Consider the following 12,793-nt stretch of genomic DNA (forward strand, 5'->3'; position numbering starts at 1 on the left):
GTCCTTCCTGCGCGGGGCCTAGCGGCCGCCGCTGACGTTGAGGGCGGCACCCGTCACATAGGATGCCGCGTCGGAGAGAAGATAGAGAATGGAATGGGCGACTTCGTCGGCCGTACCCGGCCGCTGCATCGGGATCAGCGAGGCCATGTCCCGCGCCCGGTCCGGCAGGCCGCCGGAGGCGTGGATCTCGGTGTCGATGATGCCCGGGCGCACGAGATTGACGCGAACGCCCTCCGCAGCGACCTCGCGGGCAAGGCCGATGGTGAAGCTCTCGATGGCGCCCTTGCTGGCGGCGTAGTCGACATATTGCCCGGCCGCGCCGAGCTGCGCCGCCACGGACGACAGATTGACGATGGAACCGCCCCGCCCGCCATGGCGCGTCGACATGCGGCGCACCGCTTCCTGCGCGCAGCGGATCGAACCCATGACGTTGACGGCGAACATGCGTTCCAGCCGCTCGGCGGACATTTCGTCGACGCGCTGCGGCGTGGCGACGATGCCGGCATTGTTCACGAGGCCATCCAGCCGGCCGAAAGTACCGTCGATGGCGGAGAAGATCGAGGCGAGCCCGAGCTCGCTGCCGACGTCGCCCTGAACGGGGAGAGCCGAACCGCCGGCATCGCGAATCTCCGCTACCACCGCCTCGGCGGCCGCGATATTGGAAACATAGTTCACCGCGACCTGCCAGCCGGCCGCGCCCGCCATGCGGCAGACGCTGGCGCCGATGCCGCGGCTTCCGCCGGTGACGAGAAGAACGGGTGCCTCGCTCATGCCTTGCATCCCTTGCGCTTGAAGACGTCCCACGGCACGGCGCTCGCCTTACCCTCGTCCCAGAGCTTCGAATAGCGCAGCGAGGCGCCGAAGCCGGATAGAAGCAGGGTTTCGGCCGCCGCCTTGCCCTCTTCCGGCAGGAGCGTGGCGTCGCCACTGTCAAGGGCGTAGATCACGCCTTCCCAGACGGTGCAGGCAGCGATCTCCTCGCCGGTGGAATCGCCCTCGGGGCAATCGTGCATGACCATGCCGTTCGAGCGCGCCGGATCGCCCGGCATGACGATGCCGTCGAGCACCGTATTGCTGGCCAGCACCTTCAGCTTGAAGTGATGGGTCGTCACCGCGGCGTCGGAGCCGACGGGCTCGAAAGCCAGCTCATAGCCCCCGTCGCGATCCGCATAGATCGCATGCTCCTGCCGGCATTCCGCCGCGGAGGCGGCGGTCGCGGCGAGCAATCCGGCAAGGACGAGGGCGGCGCGCATCGCTCAGTGGGCCTTTTCCGTGGCGAGCTTGATGCCGAGCGCGATGAAGACGAGGCCGCTCGTGCGGTCGATCCACTGGCTCATGCGCGAGAAAGCGGCCTGCATCTTCGGTGTCGTCATGAACAGCGAGACGCCGACGAACCAGGCGATAAGGCACGTCGCCATGACGAGGCCGTAGCCGAACTTGACGGCGATCGGCGTATGGGCACCGACGACCGTCGAGAAGATCGACAGGAAGAAGAAGACGGCCTTGGGATTGAGCGCATTGGCAAGGAAGCCGAGGCCGAAGGCGCGCAGCGCCGTCTGACGGCCCTTGTCCTCCTCGCCGCCCATCGCCTCGACGGAAAGATCGGCCTTGCCGGCGCGCAGCGCCTTGATGCCGATATAGACGAGATAGGCGACGCCGCACCACTTCACGATGTTGAAGAGGTAGATCGACTGCGAGATGATGAGGCCGAGCCCGAGGATCGTATAGGTGACATGCAGCATCAGCGCAGCGCCGATGCCGAAGGACGTGACGATCGCCGCGCGCCGCCCCTGCACGATAGACTGGCGCATGACCATGGCGAGGTCCGCGCCCGGCGAGACGATGGCGAAGGCGAAGATCGCCATCAGGGAAGCGAGTTCGAAGAGATAGGGATGCATCGCATCTGCTCCGTTTCAGGCGCAAGCCGCCGTCAAGAGACCAGCGCCGCGAACATCGCGGCAAGGCCAAGCATCGAGCCGACCCATGCCAGCGAGCGGACATAGGGCACGCCAGCCAGATAGAGCGGAATGTAGACGATACGGCAGGCAAACCACAACCAGGCGCCGCCGATGCCCCAGCCGGAGGCATCGCCCCTCAGCGCGAGGGCCAGCGCCAGCGCGACGAAGGCCGGATAGGTCTCGCGGAAATTGCCGGATGCCCGCGCGGCGCGGCCGGCGATCTTGCCGGAAGGCTTGAAGTCCACGTCGCGCGGCCCGGGATTCCACGAAGCGCCCATCGTCCTTGCGGCTTCCGCACTCATCGTGAAGGCCTGCAGCATGACATGGACGGCGAGGAGAACGGCGCTCCAGCCGACCATCGGCAGGAAAGGCGATGCGGAAAGGGAGGACACGTCCATGGCGATTGCGCTTCCTGGCTTCTGGCTCGGTCGAAGCCGCCCCGGTTGCGGAGCGGCTTCGGTCTCGCGAACGATCAGAGATCGAGAACGAGGCGTTCCGGGTCTTCCAAGCTTTCCTTGACACGCACCAGGAAGGTCACGGCTTCCTTGCCGTCGACCATGCGGTGGTCGTAGGACAGCGCGAGATACATCATCGGACGGATGACGATCTGGCCGCCGACGACGACCGGGCGCTCCTGGATCTTGTGCATGCCGAGGATGCCCGACTGCGGGGCGTTGAGGATCGGCGAGGACATCAGCGAGCCGTAGACGCCGCCGTTCGAGATGGTGAAGGTGCCACCCTGCATGTCGGCCATCGACAGCGCGCCATCACGGGCGAGCTTGCCGAGACGGCCGATTTCCTTCTCGATCTCGGCGATCGACATCTGGTCGGCATCGCGCACGACCGGGACCACGAGACCCTTGTCCGTGCCGACAGCAACGCCGACATGGCAGTAGTTCTTGTAGATGATGTCGGTGCCGTCGATCTCGGCGTTGACGGCCGGCAGCTCCTTCAGCGCGTGGGTGACGGCCTTGGTGAAGAAGCCCATGAAGCCGAGCTTCACGCCGTGCTTCTTCTCGAAGATGTCCTTGTAGCGGCTGCGCAGGTCCATCACGGCCTTCATGTCCACCTCGTTGTAGGTGGTCAGCATGGCGGCAGTGTTCTGCGCGTCCTTGAGGCGCTTGGCGATGGTCTGGCGCAGGCGCGTCATCTTCACGCGCTCCTCGCGCGGCGCGTCGGCCGCCGAGGAGGCCGGACGGGCGGCAACCTTGACCGGCTCGGCCGAGGCGGCGGGGGCCGTGATGCCCTTGGCAACGGCGGCGATGACATCGCCCTTCAGCACCTGGCCACGCTTGCCGGAACCATCGACCTGATCGGCCGCGATGTTGTTTTCGGCGAGCAGCTTGGCGGCGGCCGGAGCCGGCGGCATGGAGGACGCGCCGGCAGCGGGCTTGGCCTCGGCGGCAGGTGCCGCGGCGGCAGCTTTCTCGACCTTCTCGGCAGCGGCCGGAGCAGCGGCGGCGGCAGCGCCCTCGGCAATCTGGCCGAGCAGGCCGCCCGGCTCGACGGTGTCGCCGGCATTGGCGGTGATTTCCGACAGGACGCCGGAGGCCGGGGCTGGCACTTCGATCGTCACCTTGTCGGTTTCCAGTTCACAGAGCGGCTCGTCGGCCTTGATGGCGTCGCCCACCTTCTTGAACCAGGTGCCGACGGTCGCTTCGCTGACGGATTCGCCCAAAGTCGGGACGCGGATTTCGGTAGCCATGAGTTGAGTTCCGTTCGTTCGTGTCTTTGCGTTAGGGGAACCGGGCGGCTTAGCCGCCCAGTGCGTCCTCGAGGAAGGCGGCAAGCTGCGCGAGATGCTTGGACATCAGGCCCGTCGCCGGCGAGGCGGCGGCCGGACGGCCGGTATAGCGCACGCGCTGGTACTTGGCGTCGATATGCGCCAGCACCCATTCCAGATACGGGTCGATGAAGGCCCAGGCGCCCATGTTCTTGGGCTCTTCCTGGCACCACACCATCTCCGCGTTGCGGAAGCGGCTGAGCTCGTTGATCAGCGCCTTGGCCGGGAACGGGTAGAGCTGTTCGAGGCGCAGCAGGTAGACGTCGTCGATGCCGCGCTTCTCGCGCTCTTCCAGAAGGTCGTAATAGACCTTGCCCGAGCACATCACGACGCGGCGGATCTTGGCGTCCTTCTGGAGCTTGATCGGGCCGTCCTTGATGACCTCGGCGTCGTCCCACAGCAGGCGGTGGAACGAGCTTTCGCCCGCCATTTCCGACAGCGAGGAGACGGCGCGCTTGTGGCGCAGCAGCGACTTCGGCGTCATCATGATCAGCGGCTTGCGGAAGTCGCGCTTCACCTGACGGCGCAGGATGTGGAAGTAGTTCGCCGGCGTCGTGACATTGGCGACCTGCATATTGTCTTCCGCGCAGAGCTGCAGGAAGCGTTCGAGGCGGGCGGAGGAGTGCTCCGGACCCTGCCCCTCATAGCCGTGCGGCAGCAGGCACACGAGGCCCGACATGCGCAGCCATTTGCGTTCACCGGACGAGATGAACTGGTCGAAGATGACCTGCGCGCCGTTGGCGAAGTCGCCAAACTGGGCTTCCCAGAGGGTGAGCGCATTCGGGCGGGCCAGCGAGTAACCGTATTCGAAGCCGAGCACCGCTTCTTCCGAGAGCATCGAATTGATGACCTCGTAACGCGCCTGCGTCGGCGAGAGGTTGGCAAGCGGGATATAGCGGTCTTCGGACTCCTGATCGTAGAGAACCGAATGGCGCTGCGAGAAGGTGCCGCGCTCGCAGTCCTGACCGGACAGGCGGATCTTCGTACCCTCGACGCAGAGCGTGCCGAAGGCGAGCGCCTCGCCCATCGCCCAATCGATGCCCTCGCCCGTCTCGACCATCTGCATACGGTTGTCCATGAACCGCTGGATGGTCTTGTGGGCGTGGAAGCCTTCCGGGATCGTCGCGATCTTGCGGCCGATCTCCTTGAGCTGTTTCATCGGCACCGAGGTCTTGCCGCGGCGCTGTTCGTCCTGGTTGTCGGCCGAGCGCAGGCCCGACCACACGCCGTCGAGCCAGTCGGCCTTGTTCGGCTTGTAGGACTGGCCGATCTCGAATTCGGTTTCGAGATTGGCGCGCCAGTCGGCCTTCATCTTCTCGAATTCGCCCTCGGTGATGACGCCTTCGGCGATCAGGCGCGAGCCGTAGAGGTTGACGACCGTCTTGTGGGCGCGGATCGCCTTGTACATCTTCGGCTGGGTGAACGCCGGCTCGTCGCCTTCGTTATGGCCGAAGCGGCGGTAGCAGAAGATGTCCAGCACGACCGGCTTGTGGAAGGTCATGCGGAATTCGGTCGCAACCTTGGCGGCATAGGTCACCGCTTCCGGGTCGTCGCCGTTCACATGGAAGATCGGCGCCTCGATCATCTTCGCCACGTCCGACGGATAGGGCGAGGAGCGCGAGAAGGCCGGGTTCGTGGTGAAGCCGATCTGGTTGTTGATGATGACATGCACGGTGCCGGCGACGCGGTGGCCGCGCAGGCCCGAAAGGCCGAGGATCTCGGCAACGACGCCCTGGCCCGCGAAGGCCGCATCGCCGTGCAGCAGCAGCGGCATGACCTTGGCGCGTTCGCGCAGCGGGATGATGTCGCCCTCGAAGACGGTCGCCATCTGGTCCTGCTTGGCGCGGGCCTTGCCCATGACGACCGGGTTGACGATCTCCAGATGCGAGGGGTTGGCGGTCAGCGACAGGTGCACCTTGTTGCCGTCGAACTCGCGGTCCGAGGAGGCGCCGAGGTGGTACTTCACATCGCCCGAGCCTTCCACGTCGTCGGGCGCGTAGGAGCCGCCCTTGAACTCGTGGAAGACGGCGCGGTGGGGCTTGGCCATCACGTTGGTCAGAACGTTGAGGCGGCCGCGGTGCGCCATGCCGAGCACGATTTCCTTGAGGCCCATCTGGCCGCCGCGCTTGATGATCTGCTCCAGCGCCGGGATCAGCGCCTCGCCGCCGTCGAGGCCGAAGCGCTTGGTGCCCTTGTACTTGACGTCGATGAACTGCTCGAAGCCTTCCGCCTCGATCAGCTTCTGCAGGATCGCCTTCTTGCCTTCGACGGTGAAATCGACGCCCTTGTCCGGGCCTTCGATGCGTTCCTGGATCCAGCCCTTCTCTTCCGGGTTGGAGATGTGCATGAATTCGACGCCGATGGTCGAGCAATAGGTGCGCTCGAGGATTTCGACCATCTCGCGCACGGTCGCGTATTCGAGGCCGAGCACGTTGTCGATGAAGATCTTGCGGTCGAGATCCCTCTCCTCGAAACCGTAGTTCGAGGGCGAAAGCTCATGATAGTCCTCGACGGGGGCGGCGATGCCGAGCGGGTCGAGTTTCGCGTGCAGGTGGCCGCGGGCGCGATAGGCGCGGATCATCATGATGGCGCGCACGGAATCGCGGGTCGCCTGGTTGACGTCGGCCTGGTTGACCGGCGCGCCGGTCTGCGCGGCGACGGCCTCGGCCTTCGCCTGGACCTTCTTTTCGAGAACCTTCTCGACCATGCCCCAGTTGCCGTCGAGCGCCGAGACGAGTTCGCCGTTCGCGACGATCGGCCAGTTCGCGCGCTTCCACGAGGCGCCCTTGGCCGCCTTGATCACGTCGGAGGGCTGGTCTTCGAGGGCCTTGAAGAAGGTCCGCCATTCCTCGCCGACGGAGGCGGGATCCGCCTCGTAGCTGGCATAGAGCTGTTCGATATAGGCTGCGTTCGCCCCGTCGAGGAAGGACGTGGCCAGGAATTGTTCGTTGGCGTCTTGCCGTGCCATGGTTCTCTGCGGGCGCCGCCCGCCTCCCGAACGATCGTGTTGTGACTGCCCGGCACATCCTGCCGGGAAGAGCCAGAGAGGCCGGCGTTTCAGCCGGCCTCTCCTCGTTTCGTTTCTCAGCCCTTGAGGACTTCGACCAGGGTCTTGCCGAGGCGTGCCGGCGAAGGCGAAACGCGGATGCCCGCAGCTTCCATCGCCGCGATCTTGGATTCCGCATCGCCCTTGCCGCCGGAAACGACAGCGCCGGCGTGGCCCATGGTGCGGCCCTTCGGAGCGGTACGGCCCGCGATGAAGCCGGCCATCGGCTTCTTGCGGCCCTTCTTGGCCTCGTCGATGAGGAACTGCGCCGCATCTTCCTCGGCCGAGCCGCCGATTTCGCCGATCATGATGATCGAGGTCGTGGCGTCGTCGGCCAGGAACATCTCAAGCACGTCGATGAACTCGGTGCCCTTGACCGGGTCGCCGCCGATGCCGACAGCCGTCGTCTGGCCGAGGCCTTCGTTGGACGTCTGGAAGACGGCTTCATAGGTCAGCGTGCCGGAGCGCGAGACGATGCCGACCGAGCCCTTGCGGAAGATCGAGCCCGGCATGATGCCGATCTTGCATTCTTCCGGCGTCAGGATGCCGGGGCAGTTCGGACCGAGCAGGCGCGACTTGGAACGGTCGAGGCGGGCCTTGACGCGCACCATGTCGGCAACCGGGATGCCTTCGGTGATGCAGGTGATGAACGGGATTTCCGCATCGATCGCCTCGATGATCGCATCCGCGGCGCCTGCCGGCGGAACGTAGATCACGGATGCGTCCGCACCGGTCTTTTCACGGCCTTCGGCGACGGAAGCGAAGATCGGCAGGCTTTCGCCCTTGGAGCCGGTCCAGGTTTCGCCGCCCTTCTTCGGGTGGATACCGCCGACCATCTGCGTGCCGTAATAGGCGAGCGCCTGTTCGGTGTGGAAGGTGCCGGTCTTGCCGGTCAGGCCCTGAACGAGGACCTTGGTGTTCTTGTTGACGAGAATCGACATGAGGTCTGGTCCTTCAGTTAGCCGTTGATCGCGGCGACGATCTTCTTGGCGGCGTCGTCCAGATCGTCGGCGGCGGTGATCGCCAGGCCGGATTCGTTCAGGATCTTCTTGCCAAGCTCGACATTCGTGCCTTCGAGGCGAACGACCAGCGGAACCTTGAGGCCGACTTCCTGCACGGCCGCAACGACACCCTCGGCGATGACATCGCACTTCATGATGCCGCCGAAGATGTTGACGAGGATGCCCTCGACCTTCGGGTCGGCCGTGATGATCTTGAAGGCAGCCGCCACCTTCTCCTTGCCGGCGCCGCCGCCGACGTCGCAGAAGTTCGCCGGCTCCTTGCCGTAAAGCTTGATGATGTCCATCGTCGCCATGGCAAGGCCTGCGCCGTTGACCATGCAGCCGATATTGCCGTCGAGCGCCACATAGGCGAGGTCCCACTTGGAGGCCTCGATTTCCTTGGCGTCTTCCTCGGTCTCGTCACGCAGCGCCTTGATGTCGTCGTGGCGGAACAGCGCATTGCCGTCGAAGGAGACCTTGGCGTCGAGAACGCGCACGCGGCCGTTCTTCATGACGATCAGCGGGTTGATCTCGAGCAGGCTCATGTCCTTCTCGACGAAGGCCTTGTAGAGGATCGGGAACAGCTTCTCGCCATCGGCCTTGGCTTCGCCTTCGAGCTTGAGCGCGGAGGTGAGCTTGGCGAGGTCCGCGGCGGTAACGCCGGCTTCCGGGTCGATCGCCACGGTGACGATCTTCTCCGGCGTGTCATGCGCGACGGCCTCGATGTCCATGCCGCCTTCGGTCGAGACGACGAAGGCGATCTTGCCGACGGAGCGGTCGACGAGCAGCGAGAGATAGAGTTCGCGGTCGATGTCGGCGCCGTCCTCGATGTAGAGGCGGTTCACCTGCTTGCCGGCCGGGCCGGTCTGCGCGGTGACGAGCGTGTTGCCGAGCATTTCCTTGGCGTGGGCCTTGGCTTCCTCGATAGAGAAGGCGAGGCGAACGCCACCCTTGGCGTCGGGGCCGAGTTCCTTGAACTTGCCCTTGCCGCGGCCACCGGCGTGGATCTGGCTCTTGACCACGTAGAGCGGGCCGGGGAGCGACTTCGCAGCCGCTTCCGCCTCATCCGCGGAGAAGATCGCGACGCCCTCGGCGACCGGCGCGCCGTAGCTCTTCAAGAGAGCCTTGGCCTGGTATTCATGAATGTTCATCGGGAAAATCCTGTCTGGCTACCGGATTACTTCAGGGCGGGAGCGATGTTGATGCAGGCTTCGCAGAGGCCGGCAACGGCGCCGACCGACTTGTCGAAGGCTTCCTGCTCGGCCTTGTTGAGGTCGATCTCGACGATGCGCTCGACGCCGCCGGTGCCGATCACGGTCGGAACGCCGACATACATGTCCTTCACGCCGTACTGGCCGGAAAGGAAGGCCGCGCAGGGCAGGACGCGCTTCTTGTCCTTGAGGTAGGATTCGGCCATCTCGATGGCGGAAGCGGCCGGGGCGTAATAGGCCGAGCCGGTCTTCAGCAGGCCGACGATCTCGGCGCCGCCGTCACGGGTGCGCTGGATGATCTCTTCGAGACGTTCCTTGGTGACCCAGCCCATCTTGATGAGGTCGGTCAGCGGGATACCGGCAACGGTCGAGTAGCGGGCAAGCGGCACCATCGTGTCGCCGTGGCCGCCGAGAACGAAGGCGGTGACGTCCTGGACGGAAACCTTGAATTCCTCGGAGAGGAAGAGGCGGAAGCGGGCCGAGTCCAGCACGCCGGCCATGCCGACGACCATGTTCTTCGGCAGGCCGGAAAACTTCTGCAGCGCCCAGACCATGGCGTCGAGCGGATTGGTGATGCAGATGACGAAGGCGTTCGGGGCATACTTCTTGATGCCGGCGCCGACCTGTTCCATGACCTTGAGGTTGATGCCGAGCAGGTCGTCGCGGCTCATGCCGGGCTTGCGGGCAACACCGGCGGTGACGATGCAGACATCGGCGCCTTCGATCGCGGCGTAGTCGCTGGCACCCGTCAGCGAGGCATTGAAGCCTTCGACCGGCGAGGATTGGGCGATGTCGAGGCCCTTGCCCTGCGGAATGCCGTCGGCGATGTCGAAGAGGACGATGTCGCCCAGCTCCTTCAGGCCGGCCAGATGCGCCAGCGTGCCACCGATCATGCCAGAACCAATAAGTGCGATCTTCTTGCGGGCCATGAAAGCTTCCTTTGCTCCGATCAACGGTCCCTCATGTCGCAGTTGCGGGACCTTTCGGGGCAAGGGCTTACGCCTACCCGGTTAAAAATTCAACACATACTTTTGGACTGAAATATTTCAATCGGTTAGATGCAAAATATCTTACGTAAACGTAAGTATTTCCGTCACGCTTCCGTCACCTTTCCATCGTATCTTGCCCGATGGTCGGCGAGATATTCCGTGCTGCGGATCTCGATGAGGCGCGACACTGTCCGGTCGAATTCGAAGCCTTCCGTTCCCTTGCGGGTCACCAGCAGGTTCTCCGGCGCCGCCGCCGCCGAGGCGAAGAGCCGCGCCCGATGATCGTAGATCGTATCGACGAGATTGATGAAGCGCTTCGTCTCGTTGCGCTTCTCCGCCCCCAGAAGAGGAATGTGGTCGACGAAGAGCGTGTCGAAATGCGCGAGGATTTCGAGATAGTCTGCCGCGCCCAGGGGCCGCTCGCACAGATCGGCGAAGGAGAATCGGGCGATCCGCCCCGCCGCCTGCGGCACCGCGATGCTCCGTCCACGGAAGGAGATCGTCCGCGGACCGGTCGTCATGCCCGCCGTCTCCCGCCGCCAGGCCGCATCCATCGCCATGTCGGCCTCCGCGCCGAGCGGATGGCGGAAGACGGGCAGGCCGCTATCCTTTTCGAGCCGGTAATCGGTCAGCGAGTCCAGCGGCACGATCTCGACATGCTGTTTCAGGAGATCGACGAAGGGCAGGAAAAGCCCGCGATTGAGCCCGTCCTTGTAGAGATCGTCCGGCTCGACATTGGAGGTCGCGACGAGAATGCAGCCGCGCTGGAACAGTTCGCCGAAAAGCCGCGACAAGATCATCGCATCGGCGATGTCGGTCACGGAGAATTCGTCGAAGCAGAGCAGCCGCGCCTCCTCGATGAGGCTCGCCGCCACCGGCGGCACGGGATCGGCCTGCTTGGTCTCGCCGGCCTTCAGCTTCTGGCGGTGCTTGTGGATGCGCTCGTGCACATCGGCCATGAACTCGTGGAAATGCGCCCGGCGCTTGCGCTTGACCGGCGCGAGCTCGAAGAACATGTCCATCAGCATGGTCTTGCCGCGCCCGACGCCGCCATAGAGGTAAAGCCCCTTCGGGACGCCGGCGCTTTCGGGCTTGCGGGAGGCGAAGAGCCAGCCGAGGGCGCTCGACTTGCGCGCCGGGCGCTGGGCATGGACCTCCCCGAGCAGGCGATCGAAGCGCAGGGCCATCGCCTTCTGCGCCGGATCCGCCTTCAGCGCGCCGCTTGCGACAAGGGCCTCCAGCCTATCCGAGACGCCGTGGTCCGGATGTGTCGAAACCCTGTCCCAGTCCTTGCCCATGGGCGGCAATCATCCGTATCGATGGCGAAAGGGCGAAATCAGCGCGAGAGGCTGAGCGGCTGGCCCGAATTGGTCGAACCGTCGAAGCGGGAATCGGCCGACTTGTAGAGGCGTCCGATCGCATTACCGTTGAGATCCTTGAGGATGACCTGCTTGCCGGCCACTTCCCAGGAGCGCATGGTCGTCAGTTCGCCGGCGCAGCCGCGCGTGCCGCCGCGAAGGCCGCTGCCGAGATTGGTGAGCGTCAGGAACATGTCGCAGGAGGACGGGCCGTTGGAAACGCGCCAGTTGCCGACCATGCCTTCCTTCTTGACCTCGAGGCCGTTGGCGGCTGCCGCGGCATCGCCGCCCATGCCGGTACCGGTCGCCATCGCCGTATCGGTCGTCGGCTTGTCCGGGAACTGGCCGCCGGCGGTGCTCGTCGTCGGATCGGGAAGCTGGCTCGAGGAAACGGTGCCGACAGGCTGGGCTTCGAGAGGCCGCAGGTTCGGCTGCGTATTGACGCTGTCCATCGAAGCGGTGCGCTGGCAACCGGCAAGAGCAAGCGCCATCATCAGTCCGCCTGCCGCATGGTGAATCCGCATCTCGATACTCCCGATATCTGCCCGATACTGCTGCCCTGCAGCAATTCCCGCCGAATTAACGTGAATCGCCCGCGCGAATCAAGATGAAACGGCCCGAATGATCGGGCCGCCTCCTCACGTTTCATGAACGTCGCTTATGGAGATCAGAGGCGGCGCTCGACCAGCATCTTCTTGATTTCGCCGATCGCCTTGGCAGGATTGAGGCCCTTCGGGCAGGCCTGGGCGCAATTCATGATCGTGTGGCAGCGATAGAGGCGGAAGGGGTCTTCCAGGTTGTCGAGACGCTCGCCCGTGGCCTCGTCACGGCTGTCGATCAGCCAGCGATAGGCCTGGAGCAGCACGGCGGGGCCGAGATAGCGGTCGCCGTTCCACCAGTAGCTCGGACAGGAGGTCGAGCAGCAGGCGCACAGGATGCACTCGTAGAGGCCGTCGAGCTTGAGGCGGTCCTCGTGGCTCTGCTTCCATTCCTTGGCCGGCGTCGGCGACACCGTCTTCAGCCAGGGCTCGATGGAGCGGTGCTGGGCGTAGAAATTGGTGAGGTCGGGAACGAGGTCCTTGACCACCGGCATATGCGGCAGCGGATAGACCTTCACGGTGCCCTTCACCTCGTCCATGCCCTTGGTGCAGGCGAGCGTGTTGGTGCCGTCGATGTTCATGGCGCAGGAGCCGCAGATGCCTTCGCGGCAGGAGCGGCGCAGCGTCAGCGTCGGGTCGATCTTGTTCTTGATGTAGAGCAGCGCATCGAGAACCATCGGGCCGCAATCGTCGACATCGATGTAGAACGTGTCGATCGACGGGTTCTTCCCGTCATCCGGGTTCCAGCGGTAGATGCGGAACTCGCGGGTGTTCGTGGCCCCGTCCGGCTTCGGCCAGACCTTGCCTTCGGTCATCTGCGAGTTCTTCGGGAGAGCGAGTTCAACCAT

Annotated in this window: 12 protein-coding genes; all 12 read right to left on the minus strand. The window is 64.7% G+C overall.

The genetic code is table 11. From position 1 onward, the window contains the following. Window positions 1-18 precede the first annotated feature (18 nt). The 12 genes from ACZ48C_RS14620 to ACZ48C_RS14675 all read right to left on the minus strand — a co-directional run bounded on the left by ACZ48C_RS14620 (window position 19) and on the right by ACZ48C_RS14675 (window position 12,793). Entirely contained in the window at window positions 19-771 is a 753-nt protein-coding gene (locus tag ACZ48C_RS14620) for an SDR family oxidoreductase (RefSeq protein WP_464781550.1), read from the minus strand. After that, window positions 768-1,253 carry a hypothetical protein gene (locus tag ACZ48C_RS14625; protein WP_464781551.1) on the minus strand — a complete coding sequence of 162 codons (486 nt, stop codon included), beginning with the start codon at window positions 1,251-1,253 and terminating at the stop codon, window positions 768-770. Before ACZ48C_RS14625 ends, ACZ48C_RS14620 begins: the two co-directional genes overlap by 4 nt. A gap of 3 nt (window positions 1,254-1,256) precedes the next feature. Beyond that, a complete protein-coding gene (locus tag ACZ48C_RS14630) occupies window positions 1,257-1,898 on the minus strand; it encodes a LysE family translocator (RefSeq protein WP_454635942.1) in 642 nt (213 codons plus the stop codon). 32 nt (window positions 1,899-1,930) lie between these two features. Continuing rightward, window positions 1,931-2,356, minus strand: coding sequence for an MAPEG family protein (locus tag ACZ48C_RS14635; protein ID WP_464781552.1), 426 nt, complete (start codon window positions 2,354-2,356; stop codon window positions 1,931-1,933). Window positions 2,357-2,430: 74 nt separating this feature from the next. Continuing rightward, entirely contained in the window at window positions 2,431-3,663 is a 1,233-nt protein-coding gene (gene odhB / locus ACZ48C_RS14640; RefSeq protein ID WP_119258988.1) for a 2-oxoglutarate dehydrogenase complex dihydrolipoyllysine-residue succinyltransferase, read from the minus strand. Window positions 3,664-3,712: 49 nt separating this feature from the next. Further along, the gene (locus tag ACZ48C_RS14645; RefSeq protein ID WP_464781553.1) at window positions 3,713-6,709 is read right to left on the minus strand and encodes a 2-oxoglutarate dehydrogenase E1 component; all 2,997 of its coding nucleotides are present in this window, start codon (window positions 6,707-6,709) and stop codon (window positions 3,713-3,715) included. Window positions 6,710-6,825: 116 nt separating this feature from the next. Then, on the minus strand, window positions 6,826-7,728 hold the full coding sequence (gene sucD / locus ACZ48C_RS14650; protein WP_119258990.1) for a succinate--CoA ligase subunit alpha: 903 nt from the start codon (window positions 7,726-7,728) through the stop codon (window positions 6,826-6,828). A gap of 17 nt (window positions 7,729-7,745) precedes the next feature. Continuing rightward, window positions 7,746-8,939 carry an ADP-forming succinate--CoA ligase subunit beta gene (gene sucC / locus ACZ48C_RS14655; RefSeq protein ID WP_424549515.1) on the minus strand — a complete coding sequence of 398 codons (1,194 nt, stop codon included), beginning with the start codon at window positions 8,937-8,939 and terminating at the stop codon, window positions 7,746-7,748. 26 nt (window positions 8,940-8,965) lie between these two features. Continuing rightward, on the minus strand, window positions 8,966-9,928 hold the full coding sequence (gene mdh / locus ACZ48C_RS14660; RefSeq protein WP_464781554.1) for a malate dehydrogenase: 963 nt from the start codon (window positions 9,926-9,928) through the stop codon (window positions 8,966-8,968). A gap of 164 nt (window positions 9,929-10,092) precedes the next feature. After that, on the minus strand, window positions 10,093-11,286 hold the full coding sequence (zapE, locus tag ACZ48C_RS14665) for a cell division protein ZapE (RefSeq protein ID WP_464781555.1): 1,194 nt from the start codon (window positions 11,284-11,286) through the stop codon (window positions 10,093-10,095). A gap of 38 nt (window positions 11,287-11,324) precedes the next feature. After that, window positions 11,325-11,870, minus strand: a complete 546-nt coding sequence (locus ACZ48C_RS14670; RefSeq protein ID WP_119258994.1) for a protease inhibitor Inh/omp19 family protein — start codon at window positions 11,868-11,870, stop codon at window positions 11,325-11,327. A 143-nt stretch (window positions 11,871-12,013) separates the two neighbouring features. Next, window positions 12,014-12,793 carry a succinate dehydrogenase iron-sulfur subunit gene (locus tag ACZ48C_RS14675; RefSeq protein ID WP_119258995.1) on the minus strand — a complete coding sequence of 260 codons (780 nt, stop codon included), beginning with the start codon at window positions 12,791-12,793 and terminating at the stop codon, window positions 12,014-12,016.

The sequence above is a fragment of the Shinella sp. 1A1 genome, assembly GCF_055379515.1.